Source organism: Citrobacter sp. BIDMC107, assembly GCF_001037575.1.
Lineage (GTDB): Bacteria > Pseudomonadota > Gammaproteobacteria > Enterobacterales > Enterobacteriaceae > Citrobacter > Citrobacter freundii.
The window spans coordinates 81,086-102,849 of record NZ_KQ089850.1; the positions used below are offsets into that span (position 1 = coordinate 81,086).

25 protein-coding genes are annotated in these 21,764 nt (G+C 58.8%); 11 read left to right on the forward strand and 14 right to left on the reverse strand.

What is annotated here, in order from left to right; all coding sequences use genetic code 11:
- Nucleotides 1-4 precede the first annotated feature (4 nt).
- From SK39_RS23325 to SK39_RS23375, 10 genes are all read left to right on the forward strand, one after another.
- Nucleotides 5-961, forward strand: a complete 957-nt coding sequence (locus SK39_RS23325; protein WP_022652178.1) for a hypothetical protein — start codon at nucleotides 5-7, stop codon at nucleotides 959-961.
- Between the two features lie 408 nt (nucleotides 962-1,369).
- Nucleotides 1,370-1,639 (forward strand): hypothetical protein, encoded by a 270-nt coding sequence (locus SK39_RS23330; protein ID WP_015063142.1) that lies wholly within the window; start codon nucleotides 1,370-1,372, stop codon nucleotides 1,637-1,639.
- Between the two features lie 109 nt (nucleotides 1,640-1,748).
- On the forward strand, nucleotides 1,749-2,285 hold the full coding sequence (locus SK39_RS23335) for a hypothetical protein (protein ID WP_223203164.1): 537 nt from the start codon (nucleotides 1,749-1,751) through the stop codon (nucleotides 2,283-2,285).
- A gap of 7 nt (nucleotides 2,286-2,292) precedes the next feature.
- The gene (locus SK39_RS23340) at nucleotides 2,293-2,550 is read left to right on the forward strand and encodes a hypothetical protein (RefSeq protein ID WP_015063144.1); all 258 of its coding nucleotides are present in this window, start codon (nucleotides 2,293-2,295) and stop codon (nucleotides 2,548-2,550) included.
- A 73-nt stretch (nucleotides 2,551-2,623) separates the two neighbouring features.
- Nucleotides 2,624-3,160: a hypothetical protein gene (locus SK39_RS23345; protein ID WP_015063145.1), complete on the forward strand. Its 537-nt coding sequence runs from the start codon at nucleotides 2,624-2,626 to the stop codon at nucleotides 3,158-3,160.
- 16 nt (nucleotides 3,161-3,176) lie between these two features.
- Nucleotides 3,177-3,623 (forward strand): hypothetical protein, encoded by a 447-nt coding sequence (locus tag SK39_RS23350; protein WP_015063146.1) that lies wholly within the window; start codon nucleotides 3,177-3,179, stop codon nucleotides 3,621-3,623.
- Entirely contained in the window at nucleotides 3,616-4,224 is a 609-nt protein-coding gene (locus SK39_RS27660) for a hypothetical protein (protein ID WP_015063147.1), read from the forward strand. The genes SK39_RS23350 and SK39_RS27660 overlap by 8 nt, the downstream gene beginning before the upstream one ends.
- The gene (locus SK39_RS23365) at nucleotides 4,214-5,173 is read left to right on the forward strand and encodes a DNA replication terminus site-binding protein (protein ID WP_022652180.1); all 960 of its coding nucleotides are present in this window, start codon (nucleotides 4,214-4,216) and stop codon (nucleotides 5,171-5,173) included. The genes SK39_RS27660 and SK39_RS23365 overlap by 11 nt, the downstream gene beginning before the upstream one ends.
- A 10-nt stretch (nucleotides 5,174-5,183) precedes the next feature.
- On the forward strand, nucleotides 5,184-6,092 hold the full coding sequence (locus SK39_RS23370; RefSeq protein ID WP_022652181.1) for a hypothetical protein: 909 nt from the start codon (nucleotides 5,184-5,186) through the stop codon (nucleotides 6,090-6,092).
- Nucleotides 6,028-6,372, forward strand: coding sequence for a hypothetical protein (locus SK39_RS23375; RefSeq protein WP_015063150.1), 345 nt, complete (start codon nucleotides 6,028-6,030; stop codon nucleotides 6,370-6,372). The genes SK39_RS23370 and SK39_RS23375 overlap by 65 nt, the downstream gene beginning before the upstream one ends.
- A 24-nt stretch (nucleotides 6,373-6,396) precedes the next feature.
- On the opposite strand, the gene SK39_RS23380 is transcribed toward SK39_RS23375, so the two are convergent.
- The 14 genes from SK39_RS23380 to SK39_RS23445 all read right to left on the reverse strand — a co-directional run bounded on the left by SK39_RS23380 (nucleotide 6,397) and on the right by SK39_RS23445 (nucleotide 20,284).
- Nucleotides 6,397-7,578: a tyrosine-type recombinase/integrase gene (locus SK39_RS23380; RefSeq protein ID WP_015063151.1), complete on the reverse strand. Its 1,182-nt coding sequence runs from the start codon at nucleotides 7,576-7,578 to the stop codon at nucleotides 6,397-6,399.
- A gap of 374 nt (nucleotides 7,579-7,952) precedes the next feature.
- Nucleotides 7,953-8,198 carry a DUF2274 domain-containing protein gene (locus tag SK39_RS23385; RefSeq protein WP_006378741.1) on the reverse strand — a complete coding sequence of 82 codons (246 nt, stop codon included), beginning with the start codon at nucleotides 8,196-8,198 and terminating at the stop codon, nucleotides 7,953-7,955.
- Nucleotides 8,195-9,478: a TraB/TrbI/VirB10 family type IV secretion system protein gene (locus SK39_RS23390; RefSeq protein WP_016487820.1), complete on the reverse strand. Its 1,284-nt coding sequence runs from the start codon at nucleotides 9,476-9,478 to the stop codon at nucleotides 8,195-8,197. Before SK39_RS23390 ends, SK39_RS23385 begins: the two co-directional genes overlap by 4 nt.
- Nucleotides 9,479-9,480: 2 nt before the next feature.
- Complete coding sequence (gene trbG, locus SK39_RS23395) at nucleotides 9,481-10,473, reverse strand: P-type conjugative transfer protein TrbG (protein WP_016487821.1); 993 nt, start codon at nucleotides 10,471-10,473, stop codon at nucleotides 9,481-9,483.
- Nucleotides 10,470-11,174, reverse strand: coding sequence for a conjugal transfer protein TrbF (trbF, locus tag SK39_RS23400; protein ID WP_006378793.1), 705 nt, complete (start codon nucleotides 11,172-11,174; stop codon nucleotides 10,470-10,472). The genes trbG and trbF overlap by 4 nt, the downstream gene beginning before the upstream one ends.
- An 18-nt stretch (nucleotides 11,175-11,192) precedes the next feature.
- Nucleotides 11,193-12,560, reverse strand: a complete 1,368-nt coding sequence (trbL, locus tag SK39_RS23405) for a P-type conjugative transfer protein TrbL (RefSeq protein WP_006378795.1) — start codon at nucleotides 12,558-12,560, stop codon at nucleotides 11,193-11,195.
- Nucleotides 12,557-12,883: a hypothetical protein gene (locus SK39_RS23410; protein WP_006378798.1), complete on the reverse strand. Its 327-nt coding sequence runs from the start codon at nucleotides 12,881-12,883 to the stop codon at nucleotides 12,557-12,559. Before SK39_RS23410 ends, trbL begins: the two co-directional genes overlap by 4 nt.
- 12 nt (nucleotides 12,884-12,895) lie before the next feature.
- The gene (gene trbJ / locus SK39_RS23415; protein ID WP_006378800.1) at nucleotides 12,896-13,639 is read right to left on the reverse strand and encodes a P-type conjugative transfer protein TrbJ; all 744 of its coding nucleotides are present in this window, start codon (nucleotides 13,637-13,639) and stop codon (nucleotides 12,896-12,898) included.
- Nucleotides 13,636-16,086, reverse strand: coding sequence for a conjugal transfer protein TrbE (gene trbE, locus SK39_RS23420; protein ID WP_006378801.1), 2,451 nt, complete (start codon nucleotides 16,084-16,086; stop codon nucleotides 13,636-13,638). Before trbE ends, trbJ begins: the two co-directional genes overlap by 4 nt.
- Before the next feature lie 12 nt (nucleotides 16,087-16,098).
- The gene (locus SK39_RS23425; protein ID WP_006378802.1) at nucleotides 16,099-16,368 is read right to left on the reverse strand and encodes a VirB3 family type IV secretion system protein; all 270 of its coding nucleotides are present in this window, start codon (nucleotides 16,366-16,368) and stop codon (nucleotides 16,099-16,101) included.
- Nucleotides 16,365-16,751 (reverse strand): TrbC/VirB2 family type IV secretion system protein, encoded by a 387-nt coding sequence (locus tag SK39_RS23430; protein WP_006378803.1) that lies wholly within the window; start codon nucleotides 16,749-16,751, stop codon nucleotides 16,365-16,367. Before SK39_RS23430 ends, SK39_RS23425 begins: the two co-directional genes overlap by 4 nt.
- Nucleotides 16,738-17,817: a P-type conjugative transfer ATPase TrbB gene (trbB, locus tag SK39_RS23435; protein ID WP_022652184.1), complete on the reverse strand. Its 1,080-nt coding sequence runs from the start codon at nucleotides 17,815-17,817 to the stop codon at nucleotides 16,738-16,740. Before trbB ends, SK39_RS23430 begins: the two co-directional genes overlap by 14 nt.
- A complete protein-coding gene (locus tag SK39_RS23440; RefSeq protein ID WP_006378865.1) occupies nucleotides 17,814-18,290 on the reverse strand; it encodes a CopG family transcriptional regulator in 477 nt (158 codons plus the stop codon). Before SK39_RS23440 ends, trbB begins: the two co-directional genes overlap by 4 nt.
- The gene (locus SK39_RS23445; RefSeq protein ID WP_016487822.1) at nucleotides 18,287-20,284 is read right to left on the reverse strand and encodes a conjugal transfer protein TraG; all 1,998 of its coding nucleotides are present in this window, start codon (nucleotides 20,282-20,284) and stop codon (nucleotides 18,287-18,289) included. The genes SK39_RS23440 and SK39_RS23445 overlap by 4 nt, the downstream gene beginning before the upstream one ends.
- Before the next feature lie 306 nt (nucleotides 20,285-20,590).
- Between SK39_RS23445 and SK39_RS23450 the strand changes: the two genes are divergently transcribed.
- A complete protein-coding gene (locus SK39_RS23450) occupies nucleotides 20,591-21,496 on the forward strand; it encodes a LysR family transcriptional regulator (RefSeq protein ID WP_006378991.1) in 906 nt (301 codons plus the stop codon).
- The last annotated feature ends 268 nt before the right edge of the window (nucleotides 21,497-21,764 follow it).

Consider the following 21,764-nt stretch of genomic DNA (forward strand, 5'->3'; position numbering starts at 1 on the left):
GAAAATGACTAATTATACTGATAATCAAAACTACGTTCGTGCAGTACTGGCAGACATTGGCATTGATTTTGATGAGACAGAGATTCATATCAATGTCTCTCACTGCCAGGGCGACGAGGTTTCTTTTTCTTGCAGTATATCAGCCAGTGAATTAAGACAGTCTGTGGACCATTATGCGGAAACGCTTAATGCTACTCAACTGGATGGACTGGATGCTAATACCCTCAAGAAGCGCCTGGTTTACTTCCTTGAGGTCTTCGACCAAGTTTCCGGTCAGTATCTGGATATCTCTGGTAAACACTACGCGACTAGCCGCTTTGAATACGATGATGTCTGTTGTGATATCCTAAGTCTTTCTGCGGATAGCACACAACCTGGTGGCTATGATCGTGAAGAATACAAAAAACTGATGGAAGTTGATGGACAGGTTTTAATCGCCCGTTTTGCACTGGAACAATTCTGGAATACGCATTTTATTGGGCTTATCAACTATGTATCAGATGAAATAACATCCGGTCTTCATGATGCTTATCGCACTTTCAGTGATATAAGCATGGCCGCTTATACATTTAGTGAGTATTCATATTCACGTCGAATTACCGACGAACTGAGTCTGCATATTTCACTTCAAGAGGACGATTTCGACGATCAATTAACCGATTGTTATATGGATGAAACAACGCTGCCGTCCGGCAAAGTAGTTTTACGTCGTAATAATGAATCGATTATTGATATTTATGAAAGTTATGCTGCAAAATCTTACTTTCATATGGTTGCTCATGTTCGAGTCCTTGATCAAGATGGTGAAGTCGTTAATGAACTTTACCAAGGGGTGAATGTATCTGAATTGACTGGTGGCCGGGTTAAAATCCATGACCGTCAGGATCTAATTTATGAAGTATTCTCCACATTACGTAAACTCATCCCCGCTACAGAGGTTAAAGTCTCCGTTGCGGCATGAGTGCTGAAGATAGTTTTATATCTTCAGTTTTTTATACTCCCAAGAAGGCACGGTTATCCGTGCCTTTTTTTATTCCTCAAATCTGTTCTTTAATCCGCTATATTTCAACGTACTCATTGACCGATATGATTAACTGCATTGCTCTCCGGTCACAGCTCTTCATAAACCATCCGTTACCTTCCGCATCAACTCCAATCCAAAATGACACTCTTTCTGCTGCTTCCTTTCCTGCTCCGGTTAGTTTCAATTTTTTGACACGTGTTTCCGTTTCCGGCCGCAATCAGTCTACATGCTGGAGACTGCATAAATAAAATTTACTTACTTTGTTTTAGTTTCGCGAAAATAGGTCTCTTATCCGAAAAATGGAACGATAGAGATTTGTATACTGTTTAAAACAAAGGAGTGACTATGCCTGCCACCATAAGTCTGAGCAATATCCCTGTGAACTCGGTCTTTTCCCACGACCAAAGCCAGTTCTCTTATCGGCATGTTGATTTCAGTATTGAGTTGCTGCTTTCTTCGGGAAGTGACTCACAGCTGGAGTATCTTTTTCTCAAACCGGCAGCTGAAGTAAAGGCCGATCTACAGCGTCGTTTAGGCCGTGGGGAACTCTTTGTGACAACAGACAGTTGCGACAATTTTAGCGAAGTCTATGGCTGTATGGGACACGATTGCTGAGGGCTTTATAAAGGCAGGCGTCCGATTTTATAACAATACGAGACACAAGCACCTAATGATGACTGAATCGTTCTATGACTGGGTTGTGTACTGCATCACGGGCGTAATAATGGCGTCGGCGCTCCTCGAAGGAAAAAGAACCCGTTTCCCGGCTGCATTTTTTTACGGAAGCATTGTGCTTCTGGTTGTTTTGATTGTGGCCGGTGGCCTGAACTGGTGGTTTTACCGGTCAAAATTCGGCTCAGTCGTCGTTATTTTTGCTGCTACAACACTGTTAATGACCCGATTCAGGATGGTCATTTATGCGCTCAGGTTTCGGTCGCTGGTTGCAGGTCTGCAATCACACGTTAACAAGGGGTTCAGGATAATCCTCGTTTTACCCGAAAATGAGGACGAGAAGATCGTATTAATGAGCATGTTGTCTAAAAAAATACCCGCAGGCGCGTTGTTTTATACCCAAACTGCTCTGGGTCCATATTCAGGGGATCTACTGCATGCATTGGGACAAAAGCATCTTATGGGCGAAGGTTACCTGCTTCTCTGTGAGCAACAACTTCCTGCCCGAACCTGGCTAAGCACTGTGGAAAACGGTGAACCAGAGACGTCTCTTGCAGTCAATTTTCATTCGATCCCTGATATGGAGTGATACCCCTATGTACAATACCGATTCACAGACCGTACCAGCTGACACCCTGTGTGAAAGCAGTTCTCAGGTGAAAATTCAGTTAAGTCGAAGTGCCTCCCGGGCGCTGACGACGGCGAAAGAAATTCTTGAAACCCGGGGACTGGAATCTGTATCAACTGAAGATCTCGTTCGGGCATGCCTCGAAGAAAATCATCCTCTCGATCTGGCCAGCATCTATCTTGAGCATCGACTAAAACAGAAGGGGACCAGCATCTGCGAATTTTAGCGTTTTGCAACCTATTGGGGAAAATCCGGAATGTGTTTAAATAGCTGTAAATAAAGCAATCTACAGGTAAATCATGAAAAGCAATCTTCATCCTTTTGGAGCGTCTGGCACGAAACGAGTACTCAAAACGGACATTGCGTTGTCGCTGCTCTGTTGGATGTTTACCAGTCCCTTTAGCAACTGGACCGAAAAATATTTTACCGGCACAGAGGTGCCTGAAGCACCGATGCCCGAGTTGGGTCAGGCACCTGAGGCTATCTTTCGATTTGTGCTTAATGATGATGGTTTTGATGTTGGTTATGACGCTGTGGGTATGGATCTCTGCTGTTTCTCTATCCCACTATCTGCAATGCCAACAGTAAATCTCGACGAAGAAGAGACGTTATCCAGGCTGACTGGCGAAATGATCCACGGCGTACTGCTTTCTCTGCCTGAGTACCTTGAGATGCCAGACAGGCTTGTCTATCAGCTAAATGATGAGGTAATGGCGTTCAATTCACACTGTGGCAACGGAATTCTCCATGGATGGACGTCAGCGCAAGAGCTGTGGCGAAACGAGATCTTGCCACGCACACCTATTTTGATGCAGCACACCTCAGTCATTCACTGAGTTCCGGGGGCTCTGGATGAAAAAGCGACTTTACCTGTTGGAATGGAAACTTTGTGAGACACGAGCCTGGTTAGGATGGATGGTTTTTTGGTTGATCATCAGTTTTATGCTGTTATCTGCGATGTTGATGACAGGGCATTTGCTAAACAAGTTTGTCCTAGCGCCCGTCTGGCTGTTTATCTGGTGCTCTCCCTGGTTATGCTTCTTGTTGAAGGTACGCGTGACCGAGATTGATAAAGGGCTGGTGAATACCCTTCAGCTCGGAGGTTTACCGGTTTGTCGGTGGAGCCGTCCTGTAGTTCCCGGCATTTGGTCTGTTGATCGAATGAACGGCCGCTACAGGCTGAACCGTATTGGCACGGATGGCCTAACGGTACATTATCCGTGGCGCTTGCATTATCAGCCTTTGTTCCTGACTCCGGATAACCAGATTTCTGATATTAACGGGGGTAAACATGAATGAAAAATATGACGCTGTAGTGAGTGCAGCTACCTCCTGTCTGTTGTATGTCCGTGAAAACGGAAGGTCAGGCCTCGGGGAATGCCCGGTGGCGTATTCGAATGAACTCATCAACAGATGGCTTAGTTCGGCTGAACGTCGTAATTTGCATTCTCGTCAGTGTTTGCGTTCGATCCGAACCATTCTGAAGCAAGCCAGAAAGTGTCGTCAGCCTGATTTTAAGAGCGTGATGCATTTGCTGGTGGAAGGTAATGGCGTTATCCCGGATGTTACAGTATCGGATTTGGGTAATGTGCAGAGTATACGAAATGAACTTATTGGACTGGGCTGGTGGGTGAAGTTCGGTGTACCGCTGGACTGGCAGCGTATCAATCTGCAACACAGGCCTGTCAGTTTTGGCCTTTTGTCCGACCTTAATCGTTGTTTCAGGCATGACGGCCAGCAGGCTGAACCTCTGCCCCTTTATACAACAGGCAATTCCGATGAACTGCGGAAGGTGTTGGAAAAGTACAGCTACCGGCTGCGTATCGCATCTTCAGAAGTGGTTGAGGATGTAACGGTGTTGCGCTGTTTTATTGAAACCGGAGTGATGAATGTCCAGTGAAAATTTACCTTTCTACCGTGATCGGATTCTGGAGCGAATTGAACAGCTCAGAGCCTTTCTGAATAACCATCAGCCGGTGATGGCGGAACTGATGACTGTGGGGGCCGTCACGCGCCACGAAGAGCGGCTGAAAGAGGTTACCCCAATTGAGGTGAGTACTATTTCTGATGCCTCTGTAGATGACATTATCCGTGTATTTCAGGATTTTTGTATCGATGACATCGATGTACTCAGCAGGAATTCAACGAAAGTAACGACCAAATATCCGGGGCTGATTATTGTTCCTGAGGGTGCCGAACTGCTGAGCAGAATTATTCGCGATATCAACGACGCCAAAACTGACTTTGCCTCAGCTATGAAAAGGGTAAATGATCAGAAACACATCCGCTTTGAGGAAGTTCACCGTAAACTTCCCGGCCTTGTGACAGTGGCGTCTACTCGCAAAATTATGTTTGTGGAGGCACGGCTTAAAAAAGTTACTTTTTGCTGGCGACTAAACCGGAACCAGGTAAAAACCAACGCCAGTGAGCTCATCGCGATGCTGGATAAGCGTCGTACGGCAGCGGTCAAATCGCCAGCGACCACTGACCTGACAGTGGTTGCGAACATCGATAGGGCGAAGGCATTACTTGAAAGAAAGGTCCTACAAGACGGGGATGCGTTACGTCTTTGTCGGACCAATACCTTCCCGGTTCCGATCGCGCATCTGTTCTCATACCGTCCTGAAGGCACGGAGCGTGGAAGTAGCAAATACGCCGAGACGGATTACAAGGTGGTGAAAGCCTCACTGCCCATTTTCGCTGTTGGACAAAAGCCAGCATTTAAAGGTCTTCAGAACTGGGTGCCTGCGTCGGATGACGCACCGTCAAATGCACGAAGGATCAACCATAGCTACACGGAGCTTGTACCCGGTGCGGATCTTGGCATTTTCATTATGAGTAAGGTCTGAGGAGAAAAGCATGCAATGGATCTCCACTACCAGCCAGAAGCTCGATGAGAGACTTTATCGTGTCTGTGTCTGGGTGAAAAAATACCACGAGGACGCTATTAACCGTGTTGTATTGACGGTGGATCTCAGTAAAGCCCGACATGACCCGGGAGAGGATAAGGTACGGTCCGAGTTACTGTGTGGCCATTACTTTCTCATGAGGAAGGAAAACAATGCGAAATCGGCGCCAGCGGATCAAAACTTTGAATTTTTACCTGACGGCCGCAACCTGAGTTGGCAGACGTCGACCCCGGGGCTTCAGCAGCTTCTGCTGAACAATAATGTACCGGAGTCCCTCAGGACCCTGGCTGATTATATTCACATACGTCTGACCAAACTGACAATGGTCCCGATGTCGGGAACCATAATGAAAGCTGCACAGGAAGACAGTATCAGCTGGGTGAAAGTGGATCTGCGATATTTCTGGCAGTATGAACTGGTTGATTCCCATCTGGGACCTGTCCAGGTGTCTCATAAGGCGCTTGTGCGTTTTGGCCGTCTGGCTAAACACGATGAAAATGCCAGCGCTATTCGTATGCTTCGCCAGCGGTTGTCATCACCATTTATTCAGGAATATGAGATGCCTGAGGAGGAGCTGAAGCGTAAGCAACAGATCATGAATACCGCCGATGTGAAAATGCTTTTTCATGCTCATTATCCGGGGCAGAAATTGCTGTTGGCCCGGTATGCCAATGGCTGGGTGCTGGTGGATTGTTTCCTGTTCCACCATATCAAACCCAAAAAGAAGGCGAAAAACAAAACCAAAGCAGGCAAATCAGAAACACAAAATATAAAAACGACGGGGAGTGAGGATCATGGAACTGGGCATTATGGTGTGCATCGTGTTGTTACTCTCACTGGCAGCGGTGTGGATCAGTAACAAGGCGGTGGGATTACTGGAAATCCATTATTTTAAGCGACCGCTGAGCATGGAATATGCGGCGTGGCTGAGGGTGATGTGTGCCGGTTTGTTGTTTATTTTTATCCAGATGGCCCCGGCATTCACGTTTCTGTATACGCTTAAGCTGGTGGCACTGTTAAACTTGGGTGTGCAAACTATGAAGCTTAACGGCGTTTATAAAATGAAACGCACAGGTATGCTGCCGCCGAAAGACGCCCTTCAGGATCTGAACCGGTTTAATCCTTTCCGTAAGAAATAACCCTCAGCAGCGCCCGCATGGGCGCTACTCATCCAGCGCTCCGCGCATGAATTGCGTCATCGCTTTTTTACCAGCTTCAATGTTACGGATATAGCGTGAAACCATCTCCGCGTTGCTCCAGTTACCCATCTCCATGATCTGCAAGAGCGTATACCCGGCATGAGCAAGTTCGATGGCACCGCCTACGCGGACGCTGTGACCGGTCCAGCATCGGGTGCCCGTTTCCTGCGGATGAAGCTCTTCCCAAAGCGCTTCAAAGGCCCGGAGTAGCGTGTTCTTACTAAGCATACCCTCATCCTCGACGGGAATGGGTTCGCCATTTCCCCCGAGCGGGGTTCGGGTAGGCAGATAGGGCATGTTATGGTTTCTCAGCAGCGCATTGATTTCGTTACCCTGGCTTCGTAAACCCCATTCAGGTGGCATATATCCGTTATCCTGAAAGTTAACGGCCTGAAAGAGATAGTCCTTCGGATGGCTGTATTGATCCCTTCCGACCATACCCATCAGCCTTCTCAGTGTGGCTGTGAGGTTAGGGGTCAGATGATAGGTGAGCAGGGTACTGACAGTGGATTTTGTCCGGTATACCGTCAAGGTAAAGCTGCCGGTCTTTTCATCCAGCACAAGGTCTTCCATCCGAATTCGCCTGATCTCCGCTGAGCGAAGCAGTGTTTCAAACCCTGTCCAAATTAGGCAAAGGTCGCGGAGTTTGCGCACCGACTGCGTCGTACTGTGTGCTTTAATCAATGCCTTTAGATCCGTCACCATGAATGGCGTAGCCTGGCGGGTAACTTTCTGCTTTCGGGCTTCAGCCTGTTCGAGGGCCGCAAGAATATAACCCACTTCAGATGTGATGATCCCAGGCTGATCGAGTGCTTTCCTTTGGATACTGTTCAGGGCATGCAGGCACCCTTTAATACTGCTTCGTGACAGTGACTTCTGAAGATGGTCTAAATAGGCCAGCAGTGGAGTTTCAGTCACCGGGAGAGAGCTGGCGGGCCAATCTTCGTTCACCTCCTTTCCTGCATTTGCCTGATACCACTCATTCCAGGAACGCAGCCAATGGAGATACGTCTTAGCCGTATGGTATTTCAGGTGAGAAAAATAGCGGATGAGGCGCATCAGTTGCTTGTCATTAACTTTAACCGTAGACAATTGTTGATGGAGATCGTTGTCTGCAAACCGTCTGGTTACTGGCTGGCTATTCATTGTGTCCACCTGAATACACTGTTTTTATTTACAGCCATTTTAGCATTGCGGTACCTGCTTATGAACAGGTTCCGGGCAACAAAAAAGTGCCGGTGTCAAGTCTTTCGCGCAAATCAAGAAGGACTTGAAACCGTATATGGGACAGTAGGTTAGCTCCTTTCGGGGCCGCTTAGAAGAAGAGCGGCGTTGTCGGCTAGGAGCGACATAGGAGCGTTGGGAGAGAAAGCCGCATCGCACTGTGTAGTGCTGGATTGCCGAGGAACGGCGGGCCTGTCGCATCATCATAGCCCAACAGGCTCGGCGGCATCCAGAATGAAGAACGCGCAGCCTGGGCTGCGCGTTCGATGGATGCCGTTGAATAGCATGCGGTGCAATCATGGCGGCTTCGGTGGTGTGCTGCGGGTCGCCGTGCCCTTCCTGAATCCTCGATCCCCCGCCATGAACGCTTCCAGCATATGCGGGATCAGCGTCGCCGCATCAACGGCCTCGCCATACGCCTGCGCGTGTAGCGCGGCGTAGCGGTCGAGGTCGGCTTTCAAGCTGGTCGGGCAAACGAAAGTCAGCTTGGTGCTCTCGGTCTTCGGCAGCGGGCCGAGCCGCAGCTTCTTGGTCGTGCTCATCGTGAAGTCCCCCGGTTGAAGAACAGCGGCTGGTACCGCCGCAGCACCAGATCCCGGTTGACGATGATGCGAACCGGCAGGCCCGGCCGTTGCGTTAAGGTCGGCTGGATGTTGAGGTTGCGCCGGGTCATCTCCTGGCCGACCTGATTGATGCTGTCCTGCGCGCTGTCGCGCCCAGCGATGATGACGCGATCACCATCCTGCCGGTTCTCCGGCGCGGCCAGCTCGGCACCGACGCCCAGCAGCGTGGTGAGTGCCGCACCGGCAAAGATGCGGCCCCAGTGGTAGTCCACATCGTCCTCCAGCCCGGCATAGCCGGCTGGGTCGGTGCCGGCCAGGTTGTCGAGCGTGAGCGAAGACGTGTCCGGCAGGATGATCCGGTTCCAGACGACTTGAACGCGGCTCTGCCCGTAGCTGACCTGGCTGTTGTATTTGCCCAGGATGCGCGAACCCTGCGGAATCAGCAGGAAGCGCCCGGAGGCTGTGTCATAGACCGGCTCCGTCACCGTGGCGATCACGTCGCCGGGCAAGTCCGACTTAATCCCCGTCACCAAGGCACCTGCGACCACCGTTCCGGCCATGACCTGATACGGCGAAGTTGGCAGGGTCAGATTGCCGGAATTACGGGTTTCAGTGGAGCCACCTTTCAAGAAAGCCTCTTTATGGTCTTGCCGGTTTTGCACCGCTGTCGGGTCAGCAGGCTGGGCCGCCGTGGAGACCGGCCCGGCCGCCAGCGGGTCAAACACCGCATTGGCGGCGAAGCCCGGCGCAGCGGCCACCTGTGTCTGCGCCACCGGCGCCGCATTCTGCCCTCCCGAGCGGAAGAACACGGACGAGGCCGCGGCCGCTTCGGCTTCTTTGCGCAGAGCATCGTTCGGGTCGTGGCCGGGGGCCGCGTAGGCGGCCGTCGCCGGCTGCTGCGACTTCACGATGGCCGGGCCAAGATCGCCCGGCAGCGGCGGCCCCAGTTCGGGAACGGCAGGCGGCAACGCCGGCGGCAGCTTGGAGTAGTCCGTCGGCAGCGCATCCAGTCCTTCAGACTTCGAGACACGATCGACGTTGTAAAGCTCGGTCTGCTCGCCCGCACCGCGCCGCTGAGGTTGCAGCGACCACATCACCGCGCCGAGCACGGCCACCGCCAGGACGCCGGCGAGGATGGCCAGCGTGCGCCGATTCAGGCGCGTGACCGGGCGCGGCTGGGCGCGAAGCGCGACCGCCTCGGGAGCGATCTTGCCCGCCGCCTGCGGCGCGGCAAGGTCGGGAGTGTCATCCTGGCTCATGGTCAGTTCCTCCGCGCAACGCCATCGGTGCGCTCGATCCGCACCACGTCGCCGCCGTCGCCGCCCAGCCGCAGTTCGGCCGCGCCGAACAGGCGATCCACGACGTAGTACGGCGCGCGGAAACGGTAGTTCACCAATTGCCCGTCGCCCTGCGCGCCGATGACAAACAGCGGCGGCAACTCGCCCTGGGCGATGCCCGCCGGAAACTGGATATAGACCTTCTCTCCATCATCGAAGGCGCGTAGCGGCTTCCACGGCGGGTTGCTGCCCGATACCGCGTAGCGGAAGCGGATCTTGTCCAGCGACAGGCCCGTATCGACAGGCGTTGTCGCCTGCGCAGCCTGCGCCTGGCGCTGCAACGCGAGCATCCGGTCTTTCGGGTAGTCCCAGGATACCGACGCCATCCATGCCTTCTCGGTCGAGGTCAGCTCCAGCAGGTAGGTGCGCCGACTGGTGGTGATGACGAGATTGGTTTTCAGGCCGGAACGGATGGGCTTGACCAGCACATTGACGCGCAGATCGGCCCCGCCGCCGCTGGACGTGTCGCCCACGATCCAGCGCACGGTATCGCCGGCGGCGACCGTCACCAGTTCCTCGCCCGGTTGAAGCGAAACCACCGTCACGCGCCCCGGCGACGCATAGACCTGATAAAGCGCGCCATCGGTGAACGGCCACACCTGAATCGCGTTGACGTAGCCCTCACGGGTAGGCGCGATACGCGCTTCTGCATTGGCACGGGAAACGCGCACCTTTTCGTCGGCCGGCTCCGGCGCAACGGGGGCCTCATCGAGTTCCGGCAGCGGCTTCAACTGCGCCGGCAGCGCCAGCGGTTCAGGGACGGCGACGACTTCGACGGGCTTGGGCGGTTCGGGCAATGGCTGGGCCAGCACCGGCTCGTCGAGCGAGATGGACGGCGGCGGCTTGCCCTGCGAGGCGCAGCCCGCGAGGGCCAGCAGCGTCAAAGGAAAAACGTAAAGGCAGAAACGAAGTTTCATGGTTTGGCTCCTTCGGAAGAATCCAGTTCGCGGCTCCATGACAGGCCGTTGACGTAGATACCCAATGGGTTCTTGCGCAAGCGCTGTTCAGTACGCGGGGTTTGCAGGACGGTCGAAAGCACGGCGTTCCAGCGTTCGGTGCCGGCGGGCGCACCGTTGACATAGCGCTGCTCTGTCCAGCGCACGTTGAAAGACGTGTCGCTGGCGCGAACCACGCTGGTGATTTGCACCGTTACCGATTCCTTGCCGATGCGGGCGAATGGGTCATTGGTGCGGGCGTAGTCGTTGAGCACCGCCGCGCCCTTGTCGGTGGTGTAGTCGTAGGCATCGAGCCAGTTCTGCCGCACCACGATGGGGTCGATGGACAGCGAGCGAACCAGCGTCACGAAGCGCGCCAGGTGGTGCGCGATCTGCGCGTCGCCGGGCCGATACGGCGTAGCGGCCTTACCTACAGCGCGCACCTGCCCGGCCTGATCGACCTCGATGACATAGGGCGTCACGATGGACTGCGCCGAGCGCCACACCAGGCCGCCGGCCATCAACAGCGCGAGCACTAGACAGCCGAAGGCCATCAGGCGCCAATTCTTCGCCTGCACGCGGGCGGAGCCGATACGGTCGTCCCACACCTGGGCGGCGGCTTGATACGGGGTGGCAGGCTGCGGCGTATCGGCGTAGCGCACCTGCGGTCGTTTGAATCGCATGGGTGTTCTCCTTGAAGGTTAGGTATCGGAATCCCGCAGGCTCGGGCCTTGCCCGGAGCCGCCGCCGTCGCCCCCGCGCAGCGTGTGGGCGGCAGTGGTCGCGGCATGGGTAGCCTGCTGGCGGCGGTGCATCCGCTTGGCCCAGGCCGGTTGCTCTTGCTTCTGCGAGCCTGCGGTGCCGTCTGCGGTCTGGCCGCGGCCAGCACCGTCGCTGCCGGCTTCTGTGCCGTTCCAGCCAGCGCGGAAGGAGTCGGCCACCTTCTGCCCAACAGCGGAAGCACCAGAGGTGACGCTGCGGCCTGCGGCTTGTGCGCCGGTCTTGGCGACATTGCCGAGGCCAGCCGCCGCGCCCTTGGCACCGCCGCCGGCCGCAGCGGAACCGGCCTGGAACGCCGATCGGGCACTGCCGGCCGCCGAAGTCGCGGCACGCGCGCCGGCACCGGCCAGCTTTGCGGCCGCCGGGGCCATTCGTGCCCCAGCCATGACGGCGCCGCCCACTCCCGTTGCGGCGGCTCCGATGGCAACGCCGGTGCCGACAGCCCCGACCGCAGCACCAGCCATCGCGCCCGCACCAAGCTGTGGCGCACCGGACACCAGGCCGGTGGCGATACCGGGGCCGAAAATGCCCAGCGCCAGCAGCGCGAGCGAGGCCAGCATCACGACCAGCGCGTGGTCGATTGATGGTTCGTCGGGATGTACCTGGAACTCGGCAAACAGCCCGGAACCAATGCCGACGATGACGGCCAGCACCAAGACCTTGATGCCTGACGACACCACGTTGCCTAGCACCTTTTCCGCGAGGAACGAGGTCTTGTTCCAGAGTGCAAACGGGATCAAGACGAAGCCGGCGAGCGTAGTCAGTTTGAACTCGATCAGCGTGATGAAAAGCTGTACGGCCAGCACGAAGAAGCAGAGGATCACCACCAGCCAGGCGATGAACAGAACCACGATAGGGTCGATGTTCACGAACACCTCGGGGAACCCAGCCATGTCCCCGATCTGTTCCAGAATCGGCGCGGCTGCGTCGATGCCGGTCTTCGCCAGCCGGCCCGGCTGAAGAAAGTTCTCCATCGTGATGGCCGAGCCGGTAGCGGTGATTCCCAAGCCGGCGAACGAGCGGAACACGATGCTCGCCAGCCAGTTGAAGTTGCCGATGATGTAGGCGAACGCGCCGACATAGAGCACCTTGCGCAGCAGCTTGGCGATCACGTCGTCGCCCTGGCCGGTGGCGTGGCTCATGGCCCAATACAGGCCAGCGATCGTCATGTCGATGACGATGAGCGTGGCGGTGAGAAATGCCACTTCGCCCTGCAATAAGCCGAAGCCCGAGTCGATGTAGCGCGAGAACGTATCGAGGAAACGGTCGATGATGGTCACGTCGTTCATGGCGAATCCTCGGGCGGAGTGAGCGGAACGGCGCCCTCTGGCAATTCATCTGCGGGCGTATCGAAGCTCGGCGGAATCGGCGGGAGTTCAGCCAGCGAGTTGTATTCATCCGGCCCGGTATGGCCGGCGAAGAAGCGCCGCCGGAAGGCTTCGGCGGCGGCGCGGCAGGCATCCTCGCCCATGGCCTGCCGGTCGACCGCGCATTGCCCGCGCAACGCCTTGAGCCGCACCGGATCTGCGGCCAGGGCGTCGGCCAGGTTCTCGGCCGGCTGCTGGCCGCACGCGGTCAGCAGCACGGCCAGCAGGACGGAAGCGCATCGCATGGCCGCCTCCGGTCAGTTGTTGTAGAAGTTGACGGACTGCGGCGTGTACGGCGTGCCGGTGCCGAGGAAGCGCCGCCGCACTTCGCGGGCGCGCTCCATAGCCGCCGCTTGCCGCGCCAGTTCCAGCGAAGCGGCCCGGTCTTGCGTGATCTGGAGCTGCTGCGCCTGGATCGACTGCTTGGCCTGCAAAGCCAGGAGCTGGTTCGTCGCCTGCATCGCTTGCAGCGCGCCGGTGGCCGACTGGCTCTGGCTCACGAGGTCGGCCAGCGCGCTTTCGTCTTGGGCGAGGTTCTGCGACACCTGCGCCTGCATCCGCATCGCGGTGTGCAGGCCGTTCAAGGTGTTCTGCCAGCGTTCGCGGGCATCCTGTGCCATGCGGTCGCCGCTGATGGTGGAGGCGTACTGTTCCGGGTACAGGCGGGCGAACGTGGCATCCATGCTCTGCACGTCGTAGGCCAAGCCGCGCGCCTCGGCGATCAGGCGCTCGGTGGTGGCGAGCGTCGAGCGCAGGCGGTTGACGATGTTGAAGTCGAGATTTGCCAGGTTCCTGGCCTGGTTCATCAACATCTGCGCCTCGTTCTGGAGCTGGTTGATCTGGTTGTTGATCTGTTCCAGCGTGCGCACGGCGGTCAGCGTGTTCTGCACGAAGTTGGACGGGTCGAACACCGTCAGCGCGGATGCGGGCTGCACGGCCAACAGCGATACCGACAGCACAGCAGCGAGTGAGACAGAGAGCAAACGGGGCTTGGTCATCATGGCGAAACCTCCAGCGGTTGAGAAGCGAGAAAGGAAGCTGCCGCCGGAGCGGACGGCAGCAGGTCGGCGGCCCAGCCGAGGCCGCGATGGCGCAGCCACGCGCCGGCGAAGCCGGGAGCGCCGGCCTGCGTCAGCACGCGGTCAATGTCGCGTTGGTCTTGAGGGGTGGATGCGCTCGCGAATGCGAGCGCGACAGGCCCCAGGTCGAGGTCGAACAGGCGATTGCCGAGGCGCGACTGGTAGTAGTAATCGCGCTTGGGCTGGGCGGTCGCCACGATCTCAATCTGGCGGCTGCTCAAGCCGAAGCCTTCGTAGATCGTGCGAATCTGCGGCTCGGTGGCCTGCGGGTTAGGTAAGAAGATCCTGCTCGCGCAGCTTTCGATGATGGCTGGCGCGATGGTCGAGTCCTTGATGTCGGCCAGCGACTGCGTGGCGAAGATGACGCTGACGTTCTTTTTTCTGAGCGTCTTGAGCCATTGCCGGATGCGGGCCGCGAAGGACGGCTCATTGAGGAACAGCCACGCTTCATCGAGGATCAACAGCGTGGGCGCGCCGTCGAAACGTTCGTCGAAGCGGGCGAACAGGTAGCGCAGCACCGCTTGCACGGCGGCCGGGCTGTGCATCAGTTCTTCCATCTCGAAGCCCTGCACGTCGGCCATGCCCAGCCGGTCGTGGTCAGCGTCCAGCAGCTTGCCGTGTGCGCCGCCCAGCACATAGGGCGCGAGCGCTTGGCGCAGCGCGTTAAACTGCAATAACACCGACAAGCCGGTCATGGTGCGCTGCTCCACCGGCGCACCGGCAAGGCTTCTCAGCGCCGACCAGATGGCAGCCTTCTCGTCCGGGCCGACCGTCACGCCTTCGTGCAGCAGCCGGCCCTCCACCCATTCGGCGGCCCAGGTGCGGTAGCCCTCGTGGGCAATTCGCGCGAGTGGCTGGAAGGCGATGCCGCCATCGGCGCCGAGGTCATAGTGCTCACCGCCAAGGCCGAAGATGGTGGCGCGCATCGAGCGGCCCATGTCGAAGGCGAAGATCCGCGAGCCGAAGTAGCGCCGGAACTGCATGGCCAAGATGGCGAGCAGCACCGACTTGCCCATGCCGGTCGGCCCGGCGACAAGGGTGTGCCCCACGTCGCCGATGTGCGTCACCAGCCGGAACGGCGTCGCGCCATCGGTGCGGGTGACGATCAGCGGCGGGCCATCGAGGTGTTCGTTCTTCTCCGGCCCAGCCCATACCGCTGACATCGGCATCATGTGCGCCAGGTTCAGCGTCGAAACGATGGGCTGACGCACGTTCGCGTATGCGTTGCCGGGGACGGACGACAGCCAGGCATCGACTGCGTTGAGGGTTTCGGGGATGGTCACGAAACCCCGGCCCTGGATGACGCGCTCCACCATGCGCAGCTTCTCGTCGGCCACGGCCGGGTCGGCGTCGAGCACCGTCACCGTGGCGGTGAGGTAGCCGAAGGCGACTTGATCGCTGCCCAGCTCCTGCAAGGCGGCATCGGCGTCGGCGGCCTTGTTGCTGGCATCGGTATCGACCAGCGGGCTTTCCTGCTGAAAGATCGTTTCGCGCAGCAGCGCGATGACGTTCTTGCGCTTGGCGAACCATTGGCGCCGCAAGCGCCCCAATTCCCGTTCCGCCTCGGCTTTGTCCAGGCACAGGAAGCGCGTACTCCAGCGATACGCAAAGCCCAGGCGGTTGAGGTCGTCCAAGATCCCCGGCCAGGTCGAGGTCGGGAAGCCTCGTACCGACACCACGCGCAGGTGCTGATCGCCCAGCATGGGCGCCAGGCCGCCGACCAGCGCGGCATCGGCAAGCAGTGCGTCGATATGGAACGGCACGTCGGGCACGCCGACGCGATAGCGCCGGGTGGAGACTGTGGCATGCAGGTAGGTCAGCGTCTGGCTATCGTCCAGCCAGGCAATCTCCGGCATCACACCATCGAGCAGGTCGAACACGCGATCGGTCTCTGCCACGAAGGAATCAAGCCGACCACGCCAGTCCACACCCTCAGTGGGCCGGTTCTCGTACAGCATCCCAGCCGCACGGGCGCGAGACTCTTGCGGCGGTAGGTGTTGCAACGTGAAGTGATAGACGCTCTCGAAATGGCCATCCGACTCCTCGAACGCCGCGCGTCGCTCCTCATCCACCAGCCAGGACAGTGGTTCGGGAAAGGAGGATTGCGGATAGCTCGATGCCCGCATCCGCTCGGCCTCGATATAGAAGGCCCAGCCAGACCCGGTACGGCGAAGCGCGTTGTTCTGCCGCGCCGACGTGGCAATCAGCTCGCCCTGTGTCGCACTGTCCAAGTCGGGGCCGCGAAACTGGAACGTGCGTTGAAACGAACCATCTTTGTTCAGCACAACGCCCGGCGCGACCAGCCCGGCCCAGGGCAGCCAGTCGGCAAGCAAGGCCGGGCGCTGACGATATTCGGCAAGGTTCAGCATGGCGTCCTCCCCTCACACGTCCAGAAGCGGGCGGTGTTTGATATGCCGCGCGAAGACCTGCATGAACTGCGGATCGACGCGCGCACCCCATACGGCCAGCGAGTGGCCGACGATCCAGAGCACCACGCCGGGAATCCACAGTTGCAGGCCCAGCCCGACGGCGGCGGCCAGCGTGCCGTTGGCAATTGCCACGGTGCGCGGCGCGCCGCCCAGCAGGATTGGCTCGGTCAGCGAGCGATGCAGCGGCACCTCGAAGCCTGGAAGGTCGCTGGCCGTACTCATACGACGGCCCCGCCGGAGAACGAGAAGAACGACAGGAAGAACGAGGAAGCGGCGAACGCGATGCTCAACCCGAACACGATCTGGATCAGCTTGCGAAAGCCGCCGCTGGTGTCGCCGAAGGCCAGCGCCAGGCCCGTGGCGATGATGATGATGACCGCGACGATGCGTGCCACCGGCCCCTGGATCGACTCCAGAATCGACTGCAAGGGCCCCTCCCACGGCATCGAGGAACCGGCGGCTTGCGCCGTTCCGGCCAGCAACAGCAGCAGCGCGGCCAGCAGCAGCCCCTGCCTCGCAGGGCGGGTGAGGCTGCGCAGCCGCGCCAGGCCGGACAGGCGAGGAAGCGGATTTACGGAAAAGCGGAAAGAATCAACGTGCGTCATGGCAGTTCTCCAAGTTGGTTGGGGGACGGGAATGTGCAGCGGCGTCGGCTGCGAGAGGAACCGGCGTCAGCTCGGGAAACGGCGTTTCCAGTGCGTCCGCCAGGCGATAGCCGGTGCCGTCGAAGCCGACGACACGGGCGATGGTTTCGACGTGGCGCTTGCGGCCGCGTCCGGCGATGTTGATGACGACGTTGACCGCCTCGGCGATCAGCGCCCGCGGCGGATTCACAGCGACTTCGAGAATCAACTGTTCGAGGCGCAGCAACGCGCCCAGCGCGGAGCCGGCATGGATGGTCGCAATGCCGCCGGGGTGGCCGGTGCCCCACACTTTGATGAGGTCGAGGGCTTCGCCGCCGCGCACCTCGCCGACGATCACGCGGTCAGGCCGCAGGCGCATCGTGGCCCGCACCAGCTCGGTCATGGTGACGACGCCGGCGCGGGTGCGCAGCGGCACATGGTCGCGGGCCGCGCATTGCAGCTCGATGGTGTCTTCGAGCACCAGCACGCGGTCGCCTGTGGCGGCGATCTCGGCCAGCAGCGCGTTCGCCAGCGTGGTCTTGCCGGTGCTGGTGCCGCCGGCGATTAGGATGTTCTGCCGCTCGCGCACGGCGCGGCGCAGGAACTCGGCCTGCCCGGCGGTCAGGATGCCGTCGGCCACGTAGCGATCCAGGCCGATGATGCTCACGGCCCGCTTGCGTAGCGCGAAGGCTGGCCCCGGGGCGGCCGGAGGCAGGATGCCCTCGAAACGCTCGCCGGTTTCCGGCAACTCGGCGGTCAAGAGCGGCTGGCCGCGATGCACCTCCGCGCCGACATGCGCGGCGACCAGGCGGATGATGCGTTCACCATCGGCCTCGGGCATCTCCACGCCCAGCGGCGAGCGACCCGACGACAGCCGATCCACCCACAGGGTGCGATCGGGGTTGAGCATGATTTCCACCACATCCGGGTCTTCGAGCGCAGCGGCGATCAGCGGCCCCATTGCAGTGCGCAGCATCTGGATGCGGCGATCCTGGGACGCTGCTGCGGATGAGCGAGGTTCGGGCTGGATCTGTGGAACGGCACTCATGACGCACGCTCCGCAGTTCGTTCATGGGCGGAGGCCATCGCTGCTGCGTCATCCATCTGCATCGGATCGGGGTGCAGTTCCTCCACCACGTCGCGCACCAGACTGCGGCCACGCAGAAGGTGGCGACCCAACTGTTCGACGAACTGCTCGAAGCGCACCTTGCCCTGGGCGCGTGCCGCATCCTGATGGGCTTCGGGCACCGGCGTGCTGACGGTCAGGAAGTAGCGGATGAACAGCGCCAGCGTTTCGATCTGGATGTTCTGGTCGCGCTCCAGGCGTTCGGTCTGCCGCGACAGTCGATCCAACCGCTTGGCAATGGCGGCCTCGCGCTGGTCGCCAGCATCGGGCGACAGCCAGGACGCCAAGGCCGCTGCGACGATGGACGACTTGGACACGCCTTTCTTGGCGGCCAGTTCGTCCAGGCGCTGGGCGTGCTCGGGCTGGATGAAAAGATTGAGGCGGTATTGGCTCATAGGTCGATTCCGTCGTTGGGGTCGAGGGAAGCCAGCCGGGCCGTGCGCTGCATGGCCGGGTCGAGCTGGCCGGGAAGCGGCAGCGCCAGGTCGTCGTCATCGAGCAGCGCCAGGTCGTTCGCATGTGCGTCCGGCTCGGGGTCGTAGGCGACGGTTTCGGAGAGTTCGGGCTGGCGGCGTGGGCCGCCGTCATCGGTGCCGCCCAGGCCATCGGCGGATGCCGAGGCCGGCGCCGCAGGTACGGCCGGGATCGCCAAGCCGCTCCAGTCGTCGGGGCGGGCTGGCGGCGCGTCGGCGTACCTCCCGGCTACGAGCGCGGGCGGTGGCAGGACGCGATTCTTGAAATTGGCGTCGGCGTAGTAGCGCAGCTTCTTCGCGCGGATCGGGGCGACGCTGGACACCATGACCACGGCGTCATCAGGTGGAAGCTGCATCACCTCGCCGGGCGTCAACAGCGGCCGTGCAGTTTCCTGACGCGACACCATCAGGTGCCCCAGCCACGGAGCGAGCCGGTGGCCGGCGTAGTTGCGCTGCGCGCGAAGCTCGGTGGCGGTGCCGAGGGTTTCTGAAATCCTTTTCGCCGTCCTTTCGTCGTTGGTGGCGAAAGTCACCCGGACATGGCAGTTGTCGAGGATGGAATGGTTCTGCCCATACGCCTTGTCGATCTGGTTCAGGCTTTGAGCGATGAGAAAGCTGCGGATGCCGTACCCGGCCATGAAGGCAAGCGCGGACTCGAAAAAATCGAGGCGGCCCAGCGCCGGAAACTCGTCCAGCATCAGCAGCAGCTTGTGCCGGCGCGCGATGCCATCGCTGCCGTCGAGCGATTCGGTCAGCCGCCGCCCGATCTGGTTCAAGATGAGCCGGATCAGCGGCTTGGTGCGGCTTATGTCGGAGGGCGGCACCACCAGATAGAGCGATACCGGGTGCTCGGCGGAAATCAGGTCGGCGATGCGCCAATCGCAGCGCGATGTGACTTCGGCCACGGTCGGGTCGCGGTACAGGCCGAGAAACGACATGGCGGTGGAGAGCACGCCCGATCGCTCGTTGTCCGACTTGTTAAGCACTTCGCGGGCAGCGGATGCGACAACCGGGTGAGGCGCATCGCCCAGGTGCTTCGTCGTCATCATCCGGTGCAGCGTCAGCTCGAACGGACACGCCGGGTCGCTGAGGAAGTTGGCGACGCCGCGCAGCGTCTTGTCCTCGCCTGCGTACAGCACATGCAGGATGGCGCCGACCAACAGCGCGTGACTGGTCTTTTCCCAATGGTTCCGGCGTTCGAGTGCGCCATCGGGATCGACAAGAATGTCGGCCACGTTCTGCACGTCGCGCACTTCGTGCGCGCCGCGCCTCACTTCCAGCAGCGGGTTGTAGGCTGCCGACTGCGCATCCGTGGGGTTGAACAGGAGGCAGTGGCTAAACCGCGAACGCCAGCCTGCGGTGAGCGTCCAGTTCTCGCCTTTGATGTCGTGAACGACGACGGATGCGGGCCAACTCAACAAGGTGGGAACGACCAGGCCCACACCCTTGCCCGAGCGCGTTGGTGCGAAGGTCAGGACGTGTTCCGGGCCTTCATGGCGGAGGTACTGGCCGCGATGCAGCCCGAGGAAAACCCCGTCGGGCTGGATCAGCCCAGCTTTGCGTATGTCTTCCGCATCGGCCCAGCGTGCCGAACCGTAGGTGGTGACAAGGCGCGCTTGCCGCGAGCGCCACACCGACATGGCGATGGCGACCACCACGGCCACCAGACCACTTCCACCCGCGATGGCCCCGCCGATATCGAAGACGTGCGGCGCGTAGGCATCAAAGAAGAACCACCACTCGAACAGCCGCCAAGGGTGATAGACCGGGGTTCCAAAGAAGTCGAACCATGGCGAGCCAAGGCGTAGTTGATAGCCCAGGGCGGCGGCTGTCCATTGCGTTGCACCCCACACGCCGGCGATCACGATGCCGAATACGGCGGCGATCTGCCCGAACAGTACGCCCTGAGCTTGCATTGACTGGCCTCCGATTTCCCTGCACTGATTCCTCGTTCAAAAGCGGCACAGGAACGTGCCGCATAGAGCGAGGATCGGTGCCGCGTGGGTGCCCGTCAAAGACCGTTTTGAGCACAACGGTCGAGGGAAAAGAAAGAATGAGCGGCGGGGCGAGTCGAAGACAAACGCCGCAAACTAAAGCACCCTATGGCGCATTTGGAGTTTCCAAGAGGTTGCCCAGAAAAAAATTCTCGCTGGGTCTCGCTCCCCTCATGAGCAGAATCTAGATATCATGGGAAAGAATTATTTATTGAAATCTGGATAAGAATGAAAGATATCAAGAGCATGGATCTCAACTTACTCAAGGCGCTGGACGTATTGTTGGACGAACGCAACGTGACACGGGCGGCAGCACGTCTTGGACTAACCCAACCGGCCTTGAGCGGCATGCTTGCGCGGCTGCGTGAAAGCTTCGGCGACCCGCTGTTCGCGCGTGCGCAGCGGGGCATCGTTCCGACGCAGCGGGCGCTAGACATAGGGATATCTGTCAAACAGGTGCTAGCGGAAATCGACGCGCTGCTCCAGCCACCTTCTTTCGACCCGGCCACCGCACAACTGACCTTCTCCATCGCCGCGACGGACTATGCGCTGCGTGCCATTGCTGTCCCATTTCTATCGGCACTCAAACAGCACGCACCGCGCGTTCGAGTCTCATTAGTGCCAGTCGAGAGCGGACTGCTACAGAACCAGCTTGAGCGCGGTCAAATCGATCTAGCCCTCCTGACGCCAGAGATCACTCCGCCAAATCTGCATGCCCGAGAGCTATTCAAGGAGCACTACGTGTGTGTCCTGCGGGAAGACCATCCAGCGGCTATGGGGCGCAAGCTGACAGTTAAGCAGTTCTGTGCTCTCGACCATGCGCTTGTTTCCTACGATGGTGGAGGTTTCCGCGGCGTCACCGACGATGCGCTAGAACAGTTGGGCAAACAACGAAGCGTCACACTGTCGGTCAAGAGCTTTCTGATCTTGCCAGACATCCTGCGTGCCAGTGACATGGTCGCGATCTTGCCGAGCCGCTTGGTCGCCGGTATGGACAAGCTGGCTATCTCCCTGCCGCCGATGAAGATACCGGGGTTCACCAAGACGGCTGCTTGGCACGAACGCACCCATCACGATCCAGCACATCGCTGGATACGAGCACTGCTGTTCACTTCCTGTGCTAACAACAAGTAGGCAAGATGGCTCTCATCGTCATGCTCAGCACAACTCTGCCTCGCACTACAAATATGCAATCAGCCGGCTCAATTGGAGACGGACCCTTTCGTAGCACCGCTGCGAGATAGCCTTGTCGGCGGATGGCAGAACCTAGACGCTGATATCAAATTATATGATTTCAAAAATAAAAAATTAGGATTTCACTTATTTCACAGGGAGGCTCATGATTGCTCTATGACCACTTGAATGACGCAGCCACCCCTGTTGCGTCATTGACATTTTGTGA